The sequence below is a fragment of the Acinetobacter sp. YH12106 genome (assembly GCF_013418995.1).
GTDB classification, from domain to species: domain Bacteria; phylum Pseudomonadota; class Gammaproteobacteria; order Pseudomonadales; family Moraxellaceae; genus Acinetobacter; species Acinetobacter pseudolwoffii.
The window spans coordinates 29,543-53,004 of sequence record NZ_VPAV01000012.1 but is presented as its reverse complement, the minus strand read 5'-3'; the positions used below and the strand labels follow the sequence as shown (position 1 = coordinate 53,004).

Annotated in this window: 27 protein-coding genes, 3 tRNA genes and 1 pseudogene; 7 read left to right on the top strand and 24 right to left on the bottom strand. The window is 45.0% G+C overall.

Annotated features, from left to right (window positions below):
- Positions 1–51: 51 nt before the first annotated feature.
- From FTU45_RS10300 to FTU45_RS10290, 3 genes are all read right to left on the bottom strand, one after another.
- Positions 52–128, bottom strand: a tRNA-Arg gene (locus FTU45_RS10300).
- A 48-nt stretch (positions 129–176) separates the two neighbouring features.
- A tRNA-Arg gene (locus tag FTU45_RS10295) sits at positions 177–253 on the bottom strand.
- 16 nt (positions 254–269) lie between these two features.
- Positions 270–359 (bottom strand) — tRNA-Ser (locus FTU45_RS10290).
- A 263-nt stretch (positions 360–622) separates the two neighbouring features.
- Between FTU45_RS10290 and rnr the strand changes: the two genes are divergently transcribed.
- The 6 genes and pseudogenes from rnr (at position 623) to FTU45_RS10260 (ending at position 7,217) form a co-directional block, all read left to right on the top strand.
- Positions 623–3,070, top strand: coding sequence for a ribonuclease R (gene rnr, locus FTU45_RS10285; protein WP_074383572.1), 2,448 nt, complete (start codon positions 623–625; stop codon positions 3,068–3,070).
- Between the two features lie 79 nt (positions 3,071–3,149).
- Positions 3,150–3,620 carry a hypothetical protein gene (locus FTU45_RS10280; protein ID WP_252357268.1) on the top strand — a complete coding sequence of 157 codons (471 nt, stop codon included), beginning with the start codon at positions 3,150–3,152 and terminating at the stop codon, positions 3,618–3,620.
- Positions 3,621–3,759: 139 nt separating this feature from the next.
- The gene (locus FTU45_RS10275; RefSeq protein ID WP_171294114.1) at positions 3,760–5,814 is read left to right on the top strand and encodes a M3 family metallopeptidase; all 2,055 of its coding nucleotides are present in this window, start codon (positions 3,760–3,762) and stop codon (positions 5,812–5,814) included.
- 40 nt (positions 5,815–5,854) lie between these two features.
- The gene (locus FTU45_RS10270) at positions 5,855–6,064 is read left to right on the top strand and encodes a YheV family putative zinc ribbon protein (RefSeq protein WP_171063315.1); all 210 of its coding nucleotides are present in this window, start codon (positions 5,855–5,857) and stop codon (positions 6,062–6,064) included.
- A gap of 18 nt (positions 6,065–6,082) precedes the next feature.
- Complete coding sequence (locus tag FTU45_RS10265; protein WP_180076361.1) at positions 6,083–6,517, top strand: hypothetical protein; 435 nt, start codon at positions 6,083–6,085, stop codon at positions 6,515–6,517.
- A 53-nt stretch (positions 6,518–6,570) separates the two neighbouring features.
- Positions 6,571–7,217 (top strand): annotated as a pseudogene (locus FTU45_RS10260) (DMT family transporter).
- 59 nt (positions 7,218–7,276) lie between these two features.
- Here the strand turns inward: FTU45_RS10260 and FTU45_RS10255 are convergent.
- From FTU45_RS10255 to FTU45_RS10235, 5 genes are all read right to left on the bottom strand, one after another.
- Complete coding sequence (locus FTU45_RS10255) at positions 7,277–9,559, bottom strand: TRAP transporter large permease subunit (RefSeq protein ID WP_180076360.1); 2,283 nt, start codon at positions 9,557–9,559, stop codon at positions 7,277–7,279.
- Between the two features lie 197 nt (positions 9,560–9,756).
- The gene (gene rrtA / locus FTU45_RS10250) at positions 9,757–10,329 is read right to left on the bottom strand and encodes a rhombosortase (RefSeq protein WP_005168711.1); all 573 of its coding nucleotides are present in this window, start codon (positions 10,327–10,329) and stop codon (positions 9,757–9,759) included.
- A gap of 67 nt (positions 10,330–10,396) precedes the next feature.
- Positions 10,397–11,437 (bottom strand): hypothetical protein, encoded by a 1,041-nt coding sequence (locus tag FTU45_RS10245; RefSeq protein ID WP_180076359.1) that lies wholly within the window; start codon positions 11,435–11,437, stop codon positions 10,397–10,399.
- Between the two features lie 536 nt (positions 11,438–11,973).
- Positions 11,974–12,360 (bottom strand): hypothetical protein, encoded by a 387-nt coding sequence (locus FTU45_RS10240; RefSeq protein WP_180076358.1) that lies wholly within the window; start codon positions 12,358–12,360, stop codon positions 11,974–11,976.
- Positions 12,353–12,610 (bottom strand): succinate dehydrogenase assembly factor 2, encoded by a 258-nt coding sequence (locus tag FTU45_RS10235; protein WP_005094125.1) that lies wholly within the window; start codon positions 12,608–12,610, stop codon positions 12,353–12,355. Before FTU45_RS10235 ends, FTU45_RS10240 begins: the two co-directional genes overlap by 8 nt.
- Positions 12,611–12,793: 183 nt before the next feature.
- Here FTU45_RS10235 and FTU45_RS10230 point away from each other — a divergent pair, with 183 nt between their 5' ends.
- Positions 12,794–13,966, top strand: coding sequence for an acyl-CoA dehydrogenase family protein (locus FTU45_RS10230; protein WP_180076357.1), 1,173 nt, complete (start codon positions 12,794–12,796; stop codon positions 13,964–13,966).
- 60 nt (positions 13,967–14,026) lie between these two features.
- On the opposite strand, the gene FTU45_RS10225 is transcribed toward FTU45_RS10230, so the two are convergent.
- The 16 genes from FTU45_RS10225 to rplE all read right to left on the bottom strand — a co-directional run bounded on the left by FTU45_RS10225 (position 14,027) and on the right by rplE (position 23,448).
- Positions 14,027–15,517, bottom strand: a complete 1,491-nt coding sequence (locus FTU45_RS10225; RefSeq protein WP_074383580.1) for an NAD(P)/FAD-dependent oxidoreductase — start codon at positions 15,515–15,517, stop codon at positions 14,027–14,029.
- A gap of 215 nt (positions 15,518–15,732) precedes the next feature.
- Entirely contained in the window at positions 15,733–16,098 is a 366-nt protein-coding gene (gene rplQ, locus FTU45_RS10220) for a 50S ribosomal protein L17 (protein ID WP_004281488.1), read from the bottom strand.
- 18 nt (positions 16,099–16,116) lie between these two features.
- Positions 16,117–17,124, bottom strand: coding sequence for a DNA-directed RNA polymerase subunit alpha (locus FTU45_RS10215; protein WP_005094131.1), 1,008 nt, complete (start codon positions 17,122–17,124; stop codon positions 16,117–16,119).
- Positions 17,125–17,140: 16 nt separating this feature from the next.
- Positions 17,141–17,767 (bottom strand): 30S ribosomal protein S4, encoded by a 627-nt coding sequence (gene rpsD / locus FTU45_RS10210; RefSeq protein ID WP_005094132.1) that lies wholly within the window; start codon positions 17,765–17,767, stop codon positions 17,141–17,143.
- 12 nt (positions 17,768–17,779) lie between these two features.
- Positions 17,780–18,166 carry a 30S ribosomal protein S11 gene (gene rpsK, locus FTU45_RS10205; RefSeq protein ID WP_004281491.1) on the bottom strand — a complete coding sequence of 129 codons (387 nt, stop codon included), beginning with the start codon at positions 18,164–18,166 and terminating at the stop codon, positions 17,780–17,782.
- Positions 18,167–18,185: 19 nt separating this feature from the next.
- On the bottom strand, positions 18,186–18,542 hold the full coding sequence (gene rpsM / locus FTU45_RS10200; protein WP_004281492.1) for a 30S ribosomal protein S13: 357 nt from the start codon (positions 18,540–18,542) through the stop codon (positions 18,186–18,188).
- Positions 18,543–18,647: 105 nt separating this feature from the next.
- Entirely contained in the window at positions 18,648–18,764 is a 117-nt protein-coding gene (gene rpmJ, locus FTU45_RS10195; protein WP_000867907.1) for a 50S ribosomal protein L36, read from the bottom strand.
- A 20-nt stretch (positions 18,765–18,784) separates the two neighbouring features.
- Positions 18,785–20,104 carry a preprotein translocase subunit SecY gene (gene secY, locus FTU45_RS10190; protein WP_171063316.1) on the bottom strand — a complete coding sequence of 440 codons (1,320 nt, stop codon included), beginning with the start codon at positions 20,102–20,104 and terminating at the stop codon, positions 18,785–18,787.
- Positions 20,105–20,149: 45 nt separating this feature from the next.
- Entirely contained in the window at positions 20,150–20,590 is a 441-nt protein-coding gene (rplO, locus tag FTU45_RS10185; protein WP_005094137.1) for a 50S ribosomal protein L15, read from the bottom strand.
- A 3-nt stretch (positions 20,591–20,593) separates the two neighbouring features.
- Positions 20,594–20,770, bottom strand: a complete 177-nt coding sequence (rpmD, locus tag FTU45_RS10180; protein ID WP_005094139.1) for a 50S ribosomal protein L30 — start codon at positions 20,768–20,770, stop codon at positions 20,594–20,596.
- A 6-nt stretch (positions 20,771–20,776) separates the two neighbouring features.
- Positions 20,777–21,274, bottom strand: coding sequence for a 30S ribosomal protein S5 (gene rpsE, locus FTU45_RS10175; RefSeq protein ID WP_004281496.1), 498 nt, complete (start codon positions 21,272–21,274; stop codon positions 20,777–20,779).
- A 2-nt stretch (positions 21,275–21,276) separates the two neighbouring features.
- The gene (gene rplR / locus FTU45_RS10170; RefSeq protein ID WP_004281497.1) at positions 21,277–21,627 is read right to left on the bottom strand and encodes a 50S ribosomal protein L18; all 351 of its coding nucleotides are present in this window, start codon (positions 21,625–21,627) and stop codon (positions 21,277–21,279) included.
- Positions 21,628–21,641: 14 nt separating this feature from the next.
- Positions 21,642–22,175, bottom strand: a complete 534-nt coding sequence (gene rplF, locus FTU45_RS10165) for a 50S ribosomal protein L6 (protein ID WP_005094142.1) — start codon at positions 22,173–22,175, stop codon at positions 21,642–21,644.
- A 13-nt stretch (positions 22,176–22,188) separates the two neighbouring features.
- Positions 22,189–22,584 carry a 30S ribosomal protein S8 gene (gene rpsH / locus FTU45_RS10160; protein WP_005094144.1) on the bottom strand — a complete coding sequence of 132 codons (396 nt, stop codon included), beginning with the start codon at positions 22,582–22,584 and terminating at the stop codon, positions 22,189–22,191.
- A 12-nt stretch (positions 22,585–22,596) separates the two neighbouring features.
- Complete coding sequence (gene rpsN, locus FTU45_RS10155; RefSeq protein ID WP_004732275.1) at positions 22,597–22,902, bottom strand: 30S ribosomal protein S14; 306 nt, start codon at positions 22,900–22,902, stop codon at positions 22,597–22,599.
- A 9-nt stretch (positions 22,903–22,911) separates the two neighbouring features.
- Positions 22,912–23,448, bottom strand: coding sequence for a 50S ribosomal protein L5 (gene rplE, locus FTU45_RS10150; protein WP_005094146.1), 537 nt, complete (start codon positions 23,446–23,448; stop codon positions 22,912–22,914).
- Between the last annotated feature and the right edge of the window lie 14 nt (positions 23,449–23,462).

Below are 23,462 nucleotides of genomic sequence, written 5' to 3'. Positions count from 1 at the left end.
CGCGTAACTTGTGTGCCTAGGTTGGCAATACGTTTTTCTGCTTAACTTACTTGGTGCGCTCAGAGAGATTCGAACTCCCGACCCCTTAGTTCGTAGCCAAGTGCTCTATCCAGCTGAGCTATGAGCGCGTAACTTGTGTGCCTAGGTTGGCAATACGTTTTTCTGCTTAACTTACTTGGTGCGCTCAGAGAGATTCGAACTCCCGACCCCTTAGTTCGTAGCCAAGTGCTCTATCCAGCTGAGCTATGAGCGCGCGACATAAGTAAGCGTGGCGGTGAGAGAGGGATTCGAACCCTCGATACAGTTACCCGTATGCGTCCTTAGCAGGGACGTGGTTTCAGCCACTCACCCATCTCACCGTAACGTGCGGCCATAATACAAATTTCGGCATGGCACTGCAAGCGCAGCATCGAAAAAAAGTGCATATTTTTGCTCGTTTAAATACTTTTTAAGCAATTCAGCGATTTTTCGTACATTTTCCTGCTCAAAAAACCGAATAAATTTCCAGTTATCTAAAATGAACAGAAAATTGAAAACTTAAATGGATTATTGCAATCATTTACGTGCAGTCTGCGCACACATGTTTTATGCTAAACCTATCTCCTAAGATAAATTTAAAGACATGATGAAAAACTGGGTCGATCCTGAAGCAAAAGCTGAAGCCGAACGTTATGACAACCCTATCCCAAGCCGTACGCTAATTTTAGAAACCATAGAAAAAAATAATGCCCAGTCTCATGCCGACCTGGTAGAACATTTCGAAATTGCAGATCAAAAAAGTATTGATGCTCTCAGCCATCGTTTAATTGCGATGGTGCGTGACGGGCAATTGATGAAAGATGGTTATAAATTCCAGATTGCCGTCGAGCAGCCTGAATCCGAAGCGACGGTTTATATCAATTCCCGCGGGATGGGAACTGCCAACATTTCTGGCCAGGACGATCTCTTACTGGCTGAGCGTGAACTACGGCTGGTCTTTAATGGCGACCGTGTCAAAGTACGTCAAACTTCAGTAGACCGTAAAGGTAAAGCCTGGGGTTATGTGACTGAAGTTGTGCAGCACCGCGTTAAGCAGATCATTGGTAAAGTTTCCCTATATGAAGGTGAATACTTTGTTCAACCTGCCAGCCCAAATGCGCATCAGCCGATTACTCTTGAAAAAGAACTGATTGAACATGCGCAAGTCAATCTGGGTGATTCGATTCGCGTGGCGATTGATACTTATCCGACCCGTGAAGAATTTGCGACCGGTCATATTGTCCAGTCCATGGCAGATAAAGCCGATACCGAAATCATCATTCCACAAACCATTTTAGAATATGGTTTGCCCTATGAATTCCCGGAAGAAGTGATTCAGGATGCAGAAAGCTTTAAAGAACCAACAGAGAAAGACCGTGAAGGTCGTGTGGATCTGCGTGATTTAGCTTTGGTCACTATTGATGGTGAAGATGCACGTGACTTTGATGATGCAGTATATGCTGAAAAACGTCCGGGCGGTGGCTATCGCGTGGTCGTAGCGATTGCCGATGTCAGTCATTATGTACGTACAGGCAAACCGCTGGACGATGAAGCTCAGGAACGCGGAACTTCTGTCTACTTCCCGCACTTTGTTTTACCAATGCTGCCTGAAGCCTTGTCGAATGGCTTGTGTTCTTTAAATCCGGCTGTTGATCGTCTCTGTATGGTCTGTGATTTAAAACTGTCACGTGCCGGTCGTGTTACCGGTTTTGAGTTCTATCCATCCGTGATGCACTCTAAAGCACGTTTGACTTATGATCAGGTTGCCCAATATCTGGAAGGCGACAGTCAGGCCATTACCGAAGATCGCGAAGTTCGCAAGTCGATCAACACCCTGTTCCAACTCTATCAGGTTCTGAAAGGCTTACGTGCAGAACGTCATGCCATGGAATTTGAAACCGTTGAAACGTATATGACTTTTGATGAGCTGGGCGGAATTAAAGAGATTTTACCGCGTAGCCGTAATGATGCGCATAAGCTGATTGAAGAATGTATGTTGCTGGCCAACGTGGCAGCCGCAGAATATGCATTGAAAAATGAAATTCCGATGTTGTACCGCGTACATGAGCCACCTGAGTTCTCGCGTATTCAAAAAGTCCGTGATTTCGTCAAGCTGCTTGGTTTGAAATTCCCGGAGCAACCGACCCAAGCAGATTATCAGGCGGTGATTGAAGCGACCAAAGACCGCATAGATGCACCAAGCATTCATGCGGTGTTATTACGCTCCATGATGCAGGCTTATTACGGCCCTAACAATGCGGGGCACTACGGTCTGGCTTATGAGGCGTACACACATTTCACTTCGCCAATTCGACGTTATCCAGATCTGTTATTGCATCGTGCCATTAAAGCGCATTTAAATAAAAAGCCATCTCCGCTTTCAGGTGGAGCTTTAGATGAAGCAGGAACACATTTCTCTGCCACTGAACGCCGTGCCGATGAAGCCTCTCGCTCGGTGACGACCTGGTTGAAATGTCATTATATGCAGCAGCATCTGGGCGAAGAATTTGTTGGCATCATTAGTGCGACAGCAGAGTTTGGCCTGTTTGTGACGCTAAAAGACCTGTATGTGGATGGTATGGTGCATGTCAGCCAGTTGGGCGATGACTTCTTTGTCTTTGATCAAGTCAGCCAGAATCTGGTCGGCCAGAATCGTGGTCAGGTCTTTGGTCTGGGCGATGAAGTCAAGATCAAGGTGGCTGGCGTCAATCTGGAAGAGCGCAAGATCGACTTTGAACTGGTACAGCAACTCAGTCATGCCGGCCGTGCGATCCGTGCCCGTGCGCCGCGCGTGAGCGAGAAAAAACCGGCAGTACGTCCAGCAGCAACAGAAGAGGTTTTTAGCAAGAATGAGCGCGAGTCTAAATCCAGCCTGAATGCCGATGGAGAACAGCCCATACGACGCAAAAAAGCCAAAGGAAAACCCAGCTCTTACAACAGCAAGTCTGTTAAAAAATCTGCAGCAAAGCCTGAAGCAAAGGCTAAAGATAAAGTAAAGAAAAAGACCAAGATCAAAAAGAAAAAGTCGAATGCAAAAGCCAAGACTGAATAATTTTTGACAGTATAAAAAGAGCGCTACGGCGCTCTTTTTTATTTATAATCAAAATATTAAAATAGGAAAAATTATAAGAATGAATACCATAACTATTTTTACTTTGATCATTTCTTTAATGGCTTTGCTTGTGACTTATGCCGTATTTAAATCTGATCAGCAACCACAAATTATAGTTTTTGCTCTTCCGCATTACGGTAAGCAATCTTTCATTCAACTACAGATAAAGAATATAGGAAAATCCATTGCCTATAATGTACAAATATCGAGTGATCAACCCATTCCTAAACGGGCCTTCGGAATTAAAAAATTAAATGCTTCAAAAGATTATTTTGATAGCGGTATTTTCAAACATGGAGTCAAAGTATTTCCACCCAATCAGAGCTATATATACGATTGGGGACAATACGGCGGCCTCAGAGAGGCTTTAGATAATAATCCTATCACCATGAAAGTCACGTATTGGTATCAGCACCCTTTAAACTTATGGAAAACTCAAATCACTGATATTTCCATCATCGATATAAATGAACTAGAAGCCTTACCCTGATCTGATGGTGGATTTATTGAACAGCTTCAAAATATTAATAAAGAATTGAAAATATTAAATACAAAGCTAGAGAAAAAACTTTAACTACCTTGATTTCCCCCACCAAAGGCCCTACATCTAGACTGAATATAGAAAATTAATTTGGCAGACCGACATGACTTTAGAAAAGGCAACTTTGCCTGTTCCACAATTTGATCAGATTACCCTGGCCGATCTCAAAGAAAAAATTGAAACAACCATTCAAGCCGGACAAAAGTTTTTAAATGAACTGACTGACACGCCAGACTCGGTTCAGGCCCAACTTGAGATTCTGGAACAGGTCGATACCCTCGAAAATAATATGAGTGAATCCTGGGGCGTGTTATCGCATCTGAATGCCGTGATGAACAATGCCGAAACCCGTGACGTCTATCAAGCCTTATTACCGGGTCTGAGCGAATACTATACACAACTAGGTCAACATACGGCGCTGTATCAAACTTATCAGCATGTTCATGATGCATCAATTTTTAATGAATTACCTGCAGCCCAGCAAAGTGCCATCAAACTGGCCTTACGTGACTTCAAACTGTCTGGTGTGGCCTTAGAAGGCGAAGCGAAGAAACGTTATGCGGAAATTTCTGCACGTCTCTCACAACTGTCTTCGGACTTCTCCAACCATGTGCTGGATGCAACTCAGGCTTATTTCAGACCATTAGCTGAAGATGAGTTAGCGGGTCTCTCTGAAAGTAATATTGAGCTGTTAAAACAATATGGCCAGCAACGCGAGCTGGATCAGCCGGTGGCTACGCTAGATTTCCCGTCTTATCTGGCAATCATGACCCATGCGGAACATCGTGAACTGCGTGAAGAGCTGTATAAAGCCTATACCACGCGCGCTTCAGATCAGTCCGAGCAGACTGAATTTGACAATACCGCCTTAATTGAAGAAATCCTCAGCTTACGTCAGGAAATGGCCAAGCTGCTCGGCTTCAACAATTATGCAGAATTATCCCTGGCCAGCAAAATGGCGCCAAGTGTAGAAGCAGTAGACGAATTCTTGCGTGATCTGGCAGAGCATGCCCGTGCGCCGGCAACCAAGGAAATTGCAGAACTAAAAGCCATTGCCGCTGAAGATGGTATTGATGAACTGAAACCTTGGGACAGCAGCTATTATTCAGAAAAGCTGAAAATGCAGCAGTTCAACCTGTCACAGGAAGCGCTGAAACCTTATTTCCCTGCACCAAAAATCCTACAGGGCCTGTTCAGTATTGTCAATCGCCTGTATGACATTCAGGTGATTGAACGTGAAGCGCCGGTTTGGCATCCAGAGGCGCGTTATTTCGAACTGGAAGATCAAGGTCAGGTGATTGGCGGTTTCTATTTTGACCTGTATGCACGCCAAGGCAAACGTGGTGGTGCCTGGATGAGCGGTTTCCGTTCGCGCATGCAGACCCGTGATGGCCTGCAAAAACCGATCTGCTATATGGTGGGTAACTTTACTCCACCTGTTGGCAACCGACCTGCACTGCTCACGCATGATGAAGTAATTACCCTGTTCCATGAATTTGGTCACGGCCTGCATCACATGCTGACTGAAGTGGACAATATCGCGGTGGCAGGTACGCATGGCGTGGCTTGGGATGCCGTGGAGCTGCCAAGCCAGTTTATGGAATTCTGGGCCTGGGATCAGGACAGTCTGAATCTGCTCAGTGAACATATTGAAACCAAGGAATCTTTGCCGGCCGACCTGCTCAAAGCCCTGCTCGATGCACGTTTCTTCCAATCCGGCATGCAAACCCTACGTCAGCTTGAATTTGCCTTGTTTGACTTGAGTATTCACCGTGCCAATCCGGCTTCAAATGCGGAACAGGTTCAGGCCACACTGAATGAAATTCGTGAAAAATATGCAGTTCTGCCCACCACCGACTATAACCGTTTTCAGCACAGCTTTAGTCATATCTTTGCCGGTGGTTATGCAGCGGGATATTATTCCTATAAATGGGCCGAAGTTTTGGCCAGTGATGCCTTCGACCGTTTCGAAAATGAAGGGATTTTTAATACCACCACTGGAAAACAGTTTCGGGAAAATATCCTCGCAGTTGGCGGAAAAGATCAAGCACTTGACGCATTTATCAATTTCCGCGGACGCGAGCCCAAAATAGATGCATTGCTACGTCATCAAGGTTGGACGAACCGCTCTAAAAACGCTTAAACTAGCTTTTTAAGTTGATCACAAGGTGAGTATGATGACCATTAAACGTCGTTTCATTGCAGGCGCAAAATGTCCAAAATGTCAGGCGTTAGATCGCGTCGTCATGCTGACCTCTGGTGAAGATGAGTGGATTGAATGTATCGAGTGTGGTTATGAAGAAAATCGTCCCACACATGTTGACCAACCAGAAACACCAGCTGTTCCAGATGAAATTGGCGTGATTCAGTTTAAACCTCGTTCAGCAAAATAAAAAATCAAGGTTCAAGCTATGTCAGTAGAACAAAGAAATAACCCCAAACTTTTAATGGGGATTATGGGGGCTTTAGTTACTGTCGTTGTATTGGTGCTGCTCTATCAATGGTTGAATGCACCTTCGAAGGAGACACAACGCATGCAACAGGAGGAAATCGCAGCTGTTCCGGCAACCACATCTACAGCGACAACTGAAGAAGATACAGATGCAAGCAATGCGGCTGAGGCACTCGAGACCAAAGCATTAATCAGCGGCAGCCTGTTAAAAGCGCCAGTGCCGGAAAATGCTACTTTGGCCAACGAAGAGATGGCCAAATTAGCCGATATTCAAGTTCAGCTCAATGAGCAAAAAGCCACGCTAGATGCGCAGCACAGCGATGCTGACCAGCTCATTCAATTGAAAGAGGAACAGATCAAGCTACTCGAAGCACAAGTGGCTCAAGGCCAATAATCTTGATGCATTTCGGCTAGAAGATCTGTAGATCTTCTAGCCGAATTGTCTCCATGTCTACCACAGCTACCTCACTACTATTCAAAGCCATTCTGTTACTGACCTGCTCTGCTTTTTTATTTTCAGTGATGGGCGTATGTATCTGTTATGCCTCACAAACGGTTGATCATGCTACTGTGGTTTTCTTCCGTAATGTAGTCGGGCTGTTTATTTTCCTGCCTTTCATTTTCAACCAAGGTCGCGGATTTTTTAAAACTGAAAAACTGTGGATGCACACCTGGCGTGCGGTGGTCGGTCTGATTACCATATATGGCTTTTGTTGCAGTTCGAGCGCTGACCAAAACAGAATCTCCAGAAAAAATCGTATTTTATTTCTGTTTGATTGGCAGCCTGATTTCAGTGATTCCGATGTTTTGGGTGTGGCGGCCCTATACTCTGACAGAACTTCAGCTATCTGATTACTGCCGGCATTCTAACCAATTTCAGTCAGTTATTGATGTCAAATGCTTACAAACTGGCGTCGGCAGGACAAATTGGCCCGGTGAATTATGTGGCGATTTTCTTTGCCGGCATATGGGGTTTTCTGTTCTGGCAGGAGGTTCCTGATCTATATAGCCTGATCGGATTAGGGTTGATTTTCTGCGCGATTCTGCTGTGTAGCCCAATCCTGCAAAAGCGCCTGAATTCATCTAAAATCTGAGCCAAGAATTCAGATTAAATTAAAAAAGCACCCGTAGGTGCTTTTTTAGTGTATATCTTTTATGGATACCAACCGAACAGCTTAAAGACATAAGGCACATAGGCGATGATCAGCATTGCAGGCAGCAGCACAATCACCGGCAAAATCCAGCGTTCATAACGGTAGTAAAAAGACAGATGGCGTACTTCTGCATCCGCTTCAGCCACTTCGGCATTGCCAATGGATTGTCTGGCCAACAGATGGTTCAGTGCCACCGGTGGCGTCACATAGCCCAGTTCAAAGCCAATCAGGGTGATCATCCAGAAATGCACCGGATGAATGCCGTATTGATAAGCCACTGGAGCAACAGTCGCCGAGATCAGAATCACCGCACCAAACGGATCCATAATCATTCCGACAAAAATCATCAAGCCGACAATCAGGGAAATGACCAGAATAGTACTGCTGATATCGGTTGGAAACGCTTCCATAATTTCCATACGTTCCAGCAAGCCACCGACACTCACAGAAAGTGCCATCAGGATCACCAGCGCACCAATATGCCCCACGGTTTCACTGGTGGAGATATGCATTGACTTCCAGAAACCCACCTTGCGCAGGATTTCTGTAGCATTTGAACGCTTTACACCATGATCAACAGCCAATTCTTTATCTCGCTGCCCCGCATGCTCTGCTTCACGATATTCTACATTGGCCACGCTAGCAGCTGTCGCCAGTTCAGGGGTATTTCTCGAATGTAAGGTCGCATTCAAAGTCTCATCCCAATGACCGACCGGTGGCAACGGTGCCGGTTCATGACGTAATTTATCATATAAGACAATCATCAGCAGAATGACCGGCATCATCACAGGGGCGGTAAATTCATTCAGGTCTGTCGACAAAGCATATTTGTAGAATAGCCAGATCAGAATAAAAATCACGATATAAGGAATAATCGCAAGGAAGGCACGACCTGATTGAGGAGCTGCGATGGTTGGTGCGGCAATCCGGAATTTATTTTCTGCAAAGAATAAAGAAATTACCAGGAATAAAGTCGAGCTGAGCAGGAAGACATAAATTCCATAGTGATAGAGCAAATCAGTAGTTACTTCTTTATTCAGTGATGCTACCACGACGATCAGCAAGCATGGACGTAAGACCACACCCAGCGAACCGGACATTGCAGTGGCGGCCAGTGCAAACTGACGGCGTCCACCTGCATTCCAGACTTCCTTATAAATGATCGCACCTGCGGCAATCACGAAAATTCCTGATGCACCGGTATAGGCAGTCGGTAAGGCAGCGGCCAGCAGAATTAACCAGGTCAAGGTTTCAGGGGCCAGATTCCATGGACGCAGAATATTCAGGAACATATCTACCACACGGGTCTGTTTCAGCAACATACCGGCCCAGATAAACAAGGCCAGATTCAGGAAAATACTGGAAAACTCGACCAGTTGCCCCAGATAAATCCCCTGTCCCATTGGATAATCCATAAAGAAGGTGAAGTTTATTCCGGTAATAATGGCCATATAGGCATACAGTGGCACACTCAAAAAGGCCAGACCAAAACTGCCGCCCTCACGCGTTGGTTTTGGTTGTTTAACCACCTGATATAAACTGATCAAGGTTAAGCTGCTAAACAGAATCATCCACAGCCAGTAGATGTATTTCATCTCGCCCATCGGTACGCCCGAGTTCAGCACAGACTGGTATTGACTGTAGGATGAGAATGCCAGAAAAGCATTACCCAGCAGCATGGCGACCGAATAGACTTTAAAATCGATACCTGTACTTGGACTACGCAGACCAATATGATGGGTTTTTAGGGTGGCACTGATCGCAGCGAATACCACCATGATGACCAAGAGCAAGGCCCGGTTCTCAGTGCCAAACTTGAATATTCCAAAGAAAGACGTTTCAAAAGCCCGATAAGCCCGAATACTCGGTTGTGCTTCGACATGTTGAATGGCTTTATCGTAGAACAGATAAGATTCTTCACAAACCTGCTGTGCCTGTAATACCGCAGCCCGGACATCCGCTTGCGAGCGCACGCCGAAGAAATCAGCATATTCATCGGCTGCATTGGCTTTCATCTGCTGCTGAACACGCTGATCGACATTGATCTTGCGTTCACATTGTGGACGTGTCGGTTCAGCACGTAAAAATGAATATTGCATCCCGGTTGCCGGATCGCCATAGAGACGCTCCCCCATGCGCAGCAACTGGCCGTGAATCATTTCTCCAGTACCAATTATCAGTGTGAGCAAAAGCAAGACCAGCACGACGAAGGTCGAGATCCACTCTGTCCATATATAACGCAACAGACCTAATCCTGATCTGTTTTGATCATCATTTTGCATGTGTATTCCTATTTTTATTTTAGCGGCCTAATGCTTGGTCTAGGACGCCGATCTTCCCTTCTGCCCCGAAAATTCCTTTTCAAAGGTCAGGATCTTTATTCTATGTTTTGACTTTGCATGAAAATTGGCACAATAAAAATGACAATTTATATTTTCTTTTTGTATTTTCTGCCAAGTAAATGATTTATCTCTGCACTTTAATTATCCCGAAAATAATTGCTCACGATATAGATCAGCGCCAGAATCACGCCCCAAATCACACCAAGTAAATGTGCCTCAACCAAAACCGGACTGCCGATCAGCTGCGCCGTTCCGACATTGCCAATGGTGTTTTCCCAGACCAGTTTGGCAAAAATCAAAAACAACACCAGCGCCGCAAAACCGCGTTCCCGTTTATACAGCAAATGCACACACGCCACTGCCACGTAGGCGCCATGCAGTACGCCCGACAAGCCGGCATAGGCTTCAATATTGGGTAAGAAAAAATAAAAACTTAAACTGATCAGCGGCGGCAAGATCAGTAAAATGGCACAGAAATGCCAGACGGTGGCGCGTGGAAAAATGAAAGGCAAACAGAGAAAAGCGAGAATATTCAGAAAATAATGAATCCAGCCCACATGCACCCAATGCGCTGTCCAGAGTCGCCAAAATTCACCTAACAGGCTCTCTTGCCAGTAGATGAAATGATCCTGAAAAATTTGCAGACATGCACAGAGAGAGACAAAAGCCGCTAGAAAAATAATTTTTCGTCGAACATGTTGATCTAGCATCAGCTTATGCTTCTCCCTAACCATCTAGTTTAATTTCATCCTTAAAATTCTATGCAGGCTATCTGGGTTACAGGTCTGCACTGAACAGGTCATCGAGTTCCGAAGAGCTGTCTGATTCATCCCAGAAACGTTGCATGCCATCATCGGCGCTGCGCACACCAGTATTTTCTGTCCAGTAACGATCTGAAATTCCACCGACCATAATCGCTGCCATACTGTCGATCAGTTTGAATTGTGGATTTACCGGCTTTTCCTCGGTACGGGCCTGCGCAAAGGTTTTTAAAGCATCGCGGATTTTGGCATCGTCACCACTGGCCTGTGCTGCTACAGCATATAAAGCATGCGATAAACGTACACCTTTTTGCTCACCAATTTGTGTAGATTGTTTTAATGTTTGGTAAGGATCAGGTTTACCATCGCTTGCACCTGGTAATAAAGTCCAGATCACAGCACGCGTAGCATTCGGTGCTCCCCAGAATTTGGCATTATCCAGACAGGTCATACCACGTTCCACCACGGCAGCGATATCTTTGGGCACATGCACTGCGCCGCCGGAATTAATATCATTGGTCATGGCTTGTAAACCACTCAACATGCCCAGCAGATAAACCGTTTGCTCTATATCGCTGTTCATGCGCGGGCATTCTTCACCCAAGGGTTTTTGGTATTTTTTTTCATAACGGCTCTGGAACAGTTGATAACCGGTATATTGACGCTGTGCCGCTAGAGCCGCCCAGCGTTTCTGCTCGATTCGCGCATCCTGGGCTTCTGCCACCTGATTGGTTTTTGAAGCACGCAAATAGCGTAACTCGGCTTCCAGTGCTTTTTGCTCAGCACAAATACCAGCAGCTGAATACATCAACACGGCCACCCGCGTTGGATCTGCCCCCATTTCTTTGGTCGCCATAATGGCCGGCGTTAAAGAATTCCCTGAATTACATACCATTTCAGCATCATCCATGGCTAAAATTGGCGGGACAATATGGTTTTCGGTAAAACCCAGTGCGACATTGGCACCGGTTTTAATGACATGGGAACACCCCGTTAATACTGTTGTTGTTATTGCAATGGTCGCCATACCTTGGCATATTTTACGGACGCCTGACATTTTCCTGTCCTCTATAATTGTGATTATGTCCATCTTTCTGTTAAAGATATCAGAAGCATTTTGTGAATAAAAGAGTATTTACTCTAATCCGGACCAGACACTGTGCCATCAAACTGGCCGACTGCAATTGACTTGATCTGTTGAATTCCCAAATTTTGGGCAAAAAAAAGTAGCATTGCGACGGTTCAGCACATGCTACTTATTAACTGTACAAACAGAGAGCCGATAATAACTCTGCTTGATTAAGATGAAAATTTATCCTTCAGCACCATCGCGAATTGTCCAACCACCAAAGCTGAAACAATCACTACGATCAAAAACATTCACACTGGAGATTCTATTGAATTCTCCCGTATTTGCTGTTGGTGCGTTCAATGTACAGGCTAAAAATAAAACATAGGCGGGAAATTGTCATACAATTTATCTTACTGATAAGTCATTATTATTTTCTGTCTGACAATGAAAGCGTATTAATGATCTAAGTATCTGTTTTATTGAAACTTCAATCAAGTGATTAAAATAGCGTTGTCTGACAACTAGATAAGTTTGGTCAGAACTTTCAGGGATTTCCATTGTTTTAGCGGCAATTGGTCACACCAGATCAATAAAGGCTGAGCCTTGGCGTGCTGAAAATACACCACAATATAAGCTTGATGATCAATCACATGACTAACACATACCCGACAGGTGGGCCGAGATTTGGCCGTCAATGACCATTCACGTCCATCCAGATATTCAAACTGTTCAATCCGGGGCGTCTTGCGATAAAACAGCTGATAAATCACCAGTCCAATCGCAGCACACAGCAGCCAAATCGCAATCGGCAATAGCTGGTATAGGAGGTACATCAACAGTGCAAAAATAAAAAGCTGAAACGCCAGTGCACAATAACTGCGTTTCAGCTTGAAACAGCGATTATCCATGGACGTAAAATTTAAGCTTCTTGATCAAATCTTTTAATTCAGGACGCGGCGGCTCAGAGACTTCCATAAACCAGTCCAGCAGATCTGGATCTTCCTGATCGACCAACTCAGCAAACATCTGCTTTTCAAATGGATCAGCAGTTAAGTAGTAGTTTTTTACGTAGGGATCAAAATACACATCCAGCTCTTTTAGGCCACGACGCGCGCGATAAATCACTTTGCGCTCTTCTAAGGTGATGTCATCAGTCATCGAATTTCCCCAATTCGTTATAAACCGGAATAGTTTACCTGAAGCCATCGCTGAATTTCGAGGGATTTCATACAAATGACCAAAAGCATCAGCATATTTAAGTTATTTGAACATTCCGCTCATTGTTGCTGATCTATGCTTGACCTACTTTAAAGCAAACAGACCAGAATAAGGAATAACAAGATGCAATCTGCAGCCATTCGCCCGCTTGCCCCGATGCTACCCCGCCAGCTTTTTACTACCGAACATGAAGCATTTCGTGAAACCGTACGCAAGTTTTATGAAAAGGAAGTTATTCCGCATAGCGAGCGCTATGAAAAGCAACAGCATGTGGATCGAGAGCTCTGGACTAAAGCGGGTGAACTGGGACTACTCTGCGCCACCATGCCGGAGCAATATGGCGGCTCTGGGGTAGACCGGCTGTATAGCATGATTCTGATTGAAGAACAGGCCTATGCCGGTGATTCAGCCACAGGTTTTTCCCTACATTCAGATATTGTCGCCAATTACCTGCTGAACTTTGGCAATGATGCTCAAAAACAGCAGTGGTTACCCAAAATGGCGTCTGGAGAAGTCGTCACCGCGATTGCCATGACCGAACCGGGAACCGGCTCTGACCTGCAAGCAGTACGTACCTCTGCTGTATTGGATGGCGATGACTATGTGATTAATGGTTCCAAGATATTTATTACCAATGGCTATCTCTGTGATATGGCGATTGTGGTTTGTAAAACCGGCAATAATGATAAAGGTTCAGCCAATCTGTCACTGATTATGGTAGAAGCCGATCGAGCCGGATTTAGCAAAGCTAAACCGCTGAATAAAATCGGCATGAAAGGCCAGGATACTTGCGAGCTGTTTTTTGACAATGTTCGGGTACCCAAAGAAAACCTGCTCGGTCTGGAAGGCATGGGCTTTATGATGCTAATGAAAGAACTAGCCTGGGAGCGCCTGATTGTGGCGATTATCTGTCAGGCAGGCGCTGAAGCCGCTTTCGCGCATACGGTGAAATATACCAAGGAACGTCAGGCCTTTGGCAAGAGTATTAGCCATTTTCAGAATACCCGCTTTAAACTGGCAGAAATGCGTACCGAAATCGAGTTTTGTCGCGCTTATCTGGATCGCTGCATGGAGCTGCAACTCAAGCAAGAACTAGGCATCGATGCCGCTGCTGCGGCCAAATACAAGATTTCAGAAATGTGTAGCAAGGTGGTAGATGAATGCCTGCAATTGCATGGTGGTTATGGCTATATGCTGGAATATCCAATTGCCCGGGCCTATATCGACAACCGCGCCAACCGGATTTATGCTGGTACCAACGAAATCATGAAAGAACTGATTGCACGTTCACTGTAAACTGGACGCATAAAAAAGGAGTCACTCAGGACTCCTTTTTCTTTAGTTCGATATCCGACTTTAAGAGACCAGACGCGGTTTATGTTTGAGAGCCTTGCTGTTTTTTTTAAATTTCAGCACCCTATCTTCAAACGAAGCTTGTTTGAGTTCCTTACGATCTGCCAGATAATTGTTGCTGACTTTCCACGGTGCATGTTTACCTTGTTTTGGCATCACATCTGCGGCACGGGCAATATAGCCCGAACTGAGACTACCCATCACAGTATCCTCTAGCAATTCAGTCTGATCACCCTGAGCGATGACTTCAGCATAGCCCTGCTGATCCATATAGTTCAGCAAACGGCAAATGTACTCAGCGGCAATATCCACTTTTAAAGTCCAAGAGGCATTGATATAACCAATAATTAGCGCCATATTCGGCACATCACTAACCATGATGCCTCTATACAGCATATGTTGTGAGGTATCGACAGGTTGACCATCAATCGTCGCCTGAATTCCACCAAGAATCTGGATATTTAAGCCTGTGGCTGAAACGATAATATCTGCCTCCAGATGTTGACCCGATTTCAGCTGAATGCCGGTTTCAGTCAAGCTTTCGATCTGATCGGTTACAACTGATGCCTGCCCTTCACGTAAAATTTTAAACAGATCACCATCCGGCACCACGCATAGGCGCTGATCCCACGGCTCATAATTCGGGGTAAAGTGTTTCATATCCACTTTACCTTTGAGCTGAAACTGCACGGATTTAAGTAACAGCGTTTTTAACAGTTTTGGCTGTTTTTGTGCCAAGGCATAAATTCCGCGCTGCATCCCAATATTCCGGGCACGGGTAATTTTATAGGCCACATCTTCTGGTAGATACTGCCGCATCTTTGCATAAATCATATCAATAGAGGGCACTGAAGCGATATAGGTCGGAGAACGCTGTAACATGGTCACATGCCCGGCGCCGCCTTTGACCATCGCTGGAACTAAAGTAATCGCGGTGGCACCACTACCAATGATCACCACTTTTTTGCCCTGATAATCTAAATTTTCCGGCCAATGCTGCGGATGAATGAATTGACCTTTAAAAGCCTCCTGATTTGGAAACTCGGGCTGAAAACCTTGGTCATAGTTGTAATAACCGGTACAACTCAGTACGAAATTCGCAATCCAGATCTGCTTCTTGCCGTGTTCATCCTCAATCTCTACTGACCATTTGCAGGCCATAGAATCATAGTTGGCGGTTAACACACGGTGTTGATAATGAATTTTCGATTCCAGATTAAATTCATCTACTACTTCGGCCAGATAACCCTTAATCGAAGCGCCATCGGCAAGTACACTGGCTTTTTTCCAAGGTTTAAAATTAAAACCAAAGGTCGACATATCCGAATCAGAACGAATTCCCGGATATTTAAATAAATCCCAGGTTCCGCCAATGCTGGCACGTCGCTCAATAATTTCAAATGAGCGCTGCGGACAATGTTTAGAAAGATGCGCTGCCAGACCAATTCCCGAGATCCCCGCACCCACAATTAAAATATCGATTTGCTTTTCCATATTGTTCTTTTACCTAAGCGATACTATCTGTTTTTATTAAATCACAAAATTGACAATACACAATGTCAAGTTTGATAAAAAGCCATTATTTTTTTATCTTTTCAGGCCAGATTAGTTCTGCATGATGCAAATACCTGAAAATAAATTTCAGACATTAAAAAAGGCCGGTTTATTCAACCGACCTTTTCGAACAACTTGCGTTATTCTTCACGAAATTAGTTAACTTCGCGATCTACTAGCTCAACGTAAGCCATCGGTGCAGCATCACCTGCACGGAAGCCCGCTTTAAGAACACGTAGATAACCGCCGTTACGCTCTTTGTAACGAGGGCCAAGAACGGTAAATAATTTACCAACAGTTGCTGCTGAACGAGTACGAGCAAACGCCAAACGACGGTTTGCTACTGTATCGTTTTTAGCTAAAGTGATTAAAGGCTCAGCTACACGACGTAACTCTTTCGCTTTAGGCACAGTTGTTTTGATCAACTCGTGCTCGAACAAAGAGTTAGCCATGTTTTGGAACATCGCTTTACGATGGCTGCTTGTACGGCCTAATTTCACACCACTATTACGATGACGCATGGTGATAGTCCTACTTAATTAACGGCTACGATAGGCGAAACGATCGTCCATACGGAGACTAGCCGGTGGCCAGTTCTCTAAACGCATGCCGAGTTGTAAGCCTTTAGAAGCCAGAACATCTTTGATCTCAGTAAGCGATTTTTTACCCAAGTTAGGAGTTTTAAGCAACTCAACTTCAGTACGCTGTACAAGATCACCAATGTAGTAAATGTTTTCTGCTTTCAAACAGTTAGCAGAACGAACAGTTAGCTCTAGATCATCTACTGGGCGAAGCAAGATTGGGTCAACTTCTTCACGCGGCTCTTGAGCCACAGGTGCTTGATCTTTCTGAAGGTCAACAAAGATTGCAATTTGTTGTTGCAAGATTGTTGCCGCTTTGCGGATTGCTTCTTCAGGATCTACAGTACCATTGGTTTCAAGATCAATGACCAATTTGTCAAGGTCAGTACGTTGTTCTACACGAGCGTTTTCCACTGTATAAGACACACGTTTGATTGGGCTATAAGAAGCATCTAACTGCAAGCGACCCACTGGGCGAGTTTCGCCTTCTGGGAAGCGTGAATCAGAAGTCTCGTAGCCACGACCTTGAGCAACTTTCAGACGCATTTTCAATGAGCCTGAGGCACTTAACGTGCCGATCAAATGTTCAGGGTTAACCACTTCAACATTATGAGGTAAACGAAGGTCAGCCGCAGTTACGTCGCCTGCACCTTGTTTCTCTAATGTTAAGTATGCTTCATTTTGATCGAACAGCTTAATCGACAATCCTTTTAGGTTCAGCAAGAGCTCGACGATGTCCTGCTGCAAGCCTTCCAAAGTACTGTACTCGTGCTCGACCCCTTCAATCTCAACTTCTACCACAGCTGCGCCAGGTAGAGAAGAAAGAAGGATGCGACGTAAAGCATTACCCAGAGTATGACCAAAGCCACGCTCTAAAGGTTCTAGAATAACTTTTGCCGAGGTCCCGCTTGCCGCTTCGACCTTGATCGCTTGCGGAGTTAGAAACTCATTTGCAGTACGCGTCATATTGCTTCCTCAAGGATTATTTAGAATACAATTCTACAATCAAGCTTTCGTTGATTTCAGCAGGTAAATCAGAACGATCCGGTGCAGCTTTGAACGTACCTTCTAATTTAGAATGGTCGATTTCCATCCAAGAAGGCATGCCACGTTGAGTTGCTAATTCAATTGCGTTTTTGATACGTAATTGTTGTTTAGCGCCTTCGTGAACTGCGATCACATCACCCGCTTTAACTTGGATAGACGCAATGTTAACACGACGGCCATTCAAAGTGATGCTGCGGTGAGATACTAACTGACGAGCTTCTGCGCGAGTAGAACCGAAACCCATACGATAAACAACGTTATCAAGACGGCTTTCAAGTAGCTTCAACAAGTTTTCACCAGTTGCGCCTTTAACACGAGCAGCTTCTTTGTAGTAGTTACTAAATTGACGCTCTAAAACACCGTACATACGACGTACTTTTTGTTTTTCACGTAATTGTAGTGAGTACTCAGACTGTTTACCGCCACGAGCTCCACCATGTTGGCCAGGAGCTTTAGCGTGTTTTTTAGTTTTTACATCAAACGGTTTAACGCCTGATTTAAGTTGCAGGTCTGTCCCTTCGCGGCGAGAGAGTTTGCATTTTGGACCAATATAACGAGCCATGAATGTTTCTCCTTACACGCGACGTTTTTTAGGTGGACGGCAACCGTTGTGCGGGATTGGCGTCACATCGGTAATGCTGTTAATTTTATAACCCACTGCACCTAAAGCACGAACCGCAGATTCACGACCAGGACCAGGACCTTTTACAAGGACGTCCAAGTTTTTCAAACCGTAGTCTAAAGCAGCTTTACCAGCAACTTCAGCAGCTACCTGAGCAGCGAACGGAGTTGATTTACGTGATCCACGGAAGCCTTGTCCACCTGAAGTGGCCCAAGCCAGTGCATTACCTTGACGATCGGTAATAGTCACAATGGTGTTATTAAAAGAAGCGTGAATGTGTGCGACACCTTCAGAGACGGTACGAGTGACCTTCTTGCGTGCGCGAGTATCTTTAGCCATCTTTTAGCTTCCAGAAATCTTATTTCTTAATAGGTTTGCGCGGACCTTTACGGGTACGAGCGTTAGTTTTGGTGCGTTGACCGCGGACAGGCAAGCTGCGACGATGACGAAGACCGCGATAGCAGCCTAAATCCATTAAACGTTTAATGTTCATGGAAATTTCGCGACGTAAATCACCTTCGGTCGGAACCTTAGCAACTTCTGCACGAATCGCATCAAGCTGAGCGTCATCTAATTCACGGATCTTAGTCGTTGGAGCAATACCCGCAGCAGCTAAAATAGCTTTTGAAGTATGGCGACCAATACCAAAGATATACGTTAGAGAGATAACAGCGTGCTTGTTATCCGGAATGTTTACACCGGCAATACGAGCCATTCAATTTTCTCCAAAAAGGCAGTAGATAATCAACCGCCCCACAAAAATCTTGAGGGGCGGATAATAACCCAATTCGCCTACAGAAATCAACAGGTCTTAATCAGATTAACCTTGACGCTGCTTATGACGAGGTTCTGCGCTACAAATTACGCGGATAACCCCATTACGACGGATAACTTTACAGCTACCACAAATTTTCTTAACAGAAGCTTGTACTTTCATGATGAAACCTCTAAGTGCGCTTATCCCTTAGGATGAGCTGTCGTTTTTCTCATTAACGTTTGATTATCATACTGGTGCGAGGTGAGGTGTGACTGCAGCTGAGCCATAAAGTCCATCACTACTACCACAACAATCAGCAAAGAAGTACCACCCAAATAGAATGGAATACCAAATGAACTTTGCAACACCATCGGCATCAAACAAATGACGGTGATGTAAATCGCGCCAATAAATGTCAAACGACTGAGAATATGATCTAAGTAACGAGCAGTTTGCTCACCTGGACGTATACCAGGCACATAAGCTCCGCTGCGTTTCAAGTTCTCTGACACTTCTTTAGGACTAAATACCAGTGCTGTATAGAAGTAACAGAAAAAGATAATTAACGCACCAAAGAGCACCAAATACAACGGCTGACCAGGCGACAATACCAATGCTACATCTTGCAGGCTACGCTGAATAAATCCGGCATTCGGATCTGCACTACCCACCCACTGGCCTAAGCTCGCAGGGAACAACAGCAATGAGCTGGCAAAAATTGCCGGAATCACACCCGCCATATTAATTTTCAATGGCAAATGTGTCTGCTGTGCAGTAAATACACGACGACCTTGTTGTTTTTGAGCATAGTTGACCGGAATACGACGCTGCGCTTTCTCGATAAACACGATGGCTGCCAAAACACCCAGAGACAACAGACCAAAAATTACCAAGCCAATCAGGCTGGTCTGGCCATTATCTACAGATGACAAAGATTGCATAATTAAATTAGGCAATCCGGCAACAATACCAGCGAAGATGATCATGGAAATACCATTCCCCACCCCACGTTCGGTAATCTGCTCACCCAACCACATCAAGAACATGGTTCCCGCAACCAATGAGGTTACTGCAGGAATATAAAAAGCCAAACCAGTATTCAGGGTAATCCCCTGACTGATCAAGCCTGCACACATCCCGATCGCTTGTACAAGCGCCAGAAATAATGTGCCTTGTCGTGTGTATTGATTTATTTTACGTTTGCCTTGCTCGCCTTCTTTTTTCAAAGCTTCCAGCGAAGGAACCACTGTCGACATCAGCTGCACGATAATCGATGCAGAAATGTAGGGCATGATCCCAAGAGCAAGAATAGACATTCGTTCTAATGCACCACCGGAAAACATGTTAAACAAACCAAGGATAGTACCTTGGTTTGCATTAAACAGGTTTTCTAGGGCCGCATTATTGATGCCCGGTACTGGAATATGCGCTCCTAGCCGAAACACCAACAACGCACCAATGAGAAACATCATTCGACGAATAATTTCACGGTATTTCACATGAAATGGTTGGCCTTTCATCATGTTGACATGACCTGAAGAACTAGGAGTCATAGACACTGGGGATTACTCCTCGACTTTGCCGCCAGCAGCTTCAACAGCAGCTTTAGCGCCTTTAGTCAATGCAACACCTTGAACAGTGAATGCACGAGTAATTTCACCAGAAAGTACGATACGAGCACGGATCATGTCTTTACGTACAACGTTCGCCGCTTTTAAAGTTTCTAGAGACACGATGTCGCCTTCAACTTTAGCAAGCTCAGATAAACGTACTTCAGCAGTTTTCAAAGCCAATTGGCTAGTGAAGCCGAATTTAGGCAAACGACGATAAAGTGCTGTTTGACCGCCTTCGAAACCTGGACGAGTACCACCGCTCTTACGTGAGTTTTGACCCTTGACACCACGGCCACCGGTCTTACCAACGCCAGAACCGATACCACGGCCTACACGAAGGTTGTCACGTTTAGCACCTTCTGCAGGTGCAATTGTATTTAAACGCAGAGTCATGGCTTATTCCTCTACACTAACCATATAGTAGACTTGGTTGATCATACCACGGTTAGAAGGCGTATCTTGCACTTCTACAGTATGACCAATACGACGCAGACCTAAACCTTGCAGGCTCAGCTTATGATTTTTCAAGCGGTGCGATGCAGATTTAGTCTGGGTAACTTTAATCGTTTTCATGATTGATTACCCTTGAATTTGTTCTACTGAAAGACCACGTTTCGCAGCAACCTTCTCAGGAGTAGTCATATCACGCAAACCGTTGAAAGTTGCGTTAACTACGTTAGCAGCGTTAGTAGAACCACGGCATTTAGTCAAAACGTTACGTACACCTACAGCTTCTAAAACTGCACGCATAGCGCCACCAGCAATTACGCCTGTACCTTCAGAGGCAGGCTGCATGAATACGCGACTAGCGCCATGACGTGCATGAATTGGGTGCTGTAACGTACCATCAACAAGGTCAACAGTAATCATGTTGCGACGAGCAGCTTCAAGTGCTTTAGAGATAGCAGCTGGAACTTCACGTGCTTTACCACGACCAAAACCTACGCGACCATTACCATCACCCACAACAGTTAATGCTGTGAAAGAGAAGATACGACCACCCTTAACAACTTTGGCTACACGATCAACGGCAACCAGCTTTTCAACAAGACCTTCGTTTTGTTCAACTTTAGCCATGATTAGAACTCCAAGCCGTTTTCACGAGCAGCATCAGCCAAGGCTTTGATACGACCATGATATTTAAAACCAGAACGGTCAAATGCAACTTTAGTAACACCAGCTGCTTTAGCGCGTTCTGCGATTAAAGCACCTACTTTTTGAGCTGCTTCAACGTTACCAGTTGTACCTGCACGTAGAGTAGCGTCTAAAGTAGAAGCTTGCGCTAATACTTTGCCACCATCTGCAGAGATAACTTGAGCATAGATGTGACGCGGAGTGCGGTTTACACACAAACGAGTCGCACCCAATGCACGGATGTGCAAGCGTGTGCTTTTCGCACGACGCAAACGGGATTGTTTCTTTTCGTTCATAAGAACCTCGCGCCTTATTTCTTCTTAGCTTCTTTACGAAGTACAACTTCGTCAGAATAACGAACACCTTTGCCTTTATACGGCTCTGGTGGACGGTAACCACGGATATCTGCAGCAACCTGACCTAAAGCTGCTTTGTCAGCAGATTTAAGTACGATTTCAGTTGCAGTTGGAGTTTCAGCAGTTACACCTGCAGGAAGTGCATAATCGATCGGGTGAGAGAAACCAAGGTTAAGATGAACAACATCACCTTTAACCGCAGCTTTATAACCAACACCGATAAGCTGTAACTTACGTTCGAAACCTTCGCTAACACCTTTTACAAGGTTGTTAAGCACAGCGCGAGCAGTACCAGCTTGCATCCAAGCGTCTTTCGACTCTTGTACTGGAGCAATAGCCAGAGTACCGTCTTCCTGTTTAAGCTCGACCAGCGCATGCAGGTTGAAAGACAATGTACCTTTAGTGCCTTTCACTTCGACCTGCCGGCCGTTCTGAGTAACTGTTACACCATTCGGTACAGTTACTGGGGCTTTAGCCACACGAGACATGAGGAATCACCTATTAAGAAACAAAAGCAATAACTTCACCACCAACGCCTGCAGCACGTGCAGCGCGATCAGTCATGATGCCTTTGCTTGTAGAAACAATTGCAATACCTAAACCTTGCTTAACGCTTGGAAGTGCATCTTTACCGCGATACTGACGTAGACCTGGACGGCTTACGCGTTTCACAGTGTCAATCACTGGCTTGCCTTCAAAATATTTTAACGTAATTGTTAAAGTTGGTTTGCCTTCAGCTTCCGCAACTTCTACGTTAGAAATGTAACCTTCTTGTTGAAGTAAGTTAGCAATTGCAACTTTCAACTTAGAATTAGGCATAGAAACAGTTTGTTTCTTCGCCATTTGTGCGTTACGAACACGTGTTAGCATGTCGGCAACGGTATCTTGCATACTCATTTATAGTGCTCCTTACCAGCTTGCCTTAACAACGCCAGGTACATCACCTTGCATTACTGTTTCACGTAATTTGTTACGGCTTAAGCCGAACTTACGGAAATAGCCATGCGGACGACCAGTTAAACCACAACGGTTACGTAGACGTACTGGAGATGCATTACGTGGTAATGCTTGCAATTTCATCATCGCTTCGAAACGTTCTTCGTCTGATGCATTTACGTTTGCAATAACAGCTTTTAATTCAGCACGTTTTGCAGCGTATTTAGCAACAGTAGCTTCGCGTTTCAATTCGCGATTAATCATACCTTTCTTAGCCATATCGACCTCTTATTTGAACGGGAAGCCGAATGCACGCATAAGCGCACGGCCTTCGTCATCGGTGCGAGCAGTCGTAGTAATGGTAATGTCCATACCACGAATACGATCAATCTTGTCAAAATCGATTTCAGGGAACATGATCTGTTCCTTAAGACCCATTGAGTAGTTACCACGACCGTCGAATGATTTCGCAGAGAAACCACGGAAGTCACGGATACGAGGGATCGCAATCGAGATCAAACGGTCTAAGAATTCGTACATACGTTCGCCGCGTAAAGTAACTTTACAACCGATCGGCCAACCATCACGGATTTTAAAACCAGCGATTGATTTACGAGCTAACGTAAGTACTGGTTTTTGACCAGCGATAGCTTGCATATCTGAAAGAGCACCATCAAGGAGTTTTTTGTCAGCAGCAGCTGCGCCAACACCCATGTTGATCGTGATTTTAGTGATGCGAGGAATTTCCATCACATTTTTAACGCCTAAAGTCTCTAATAACTGAGCTTTAAGTTCGTCATTGTAACGTGTTTTAAGTCTGGCCATGGCCTATATCAACC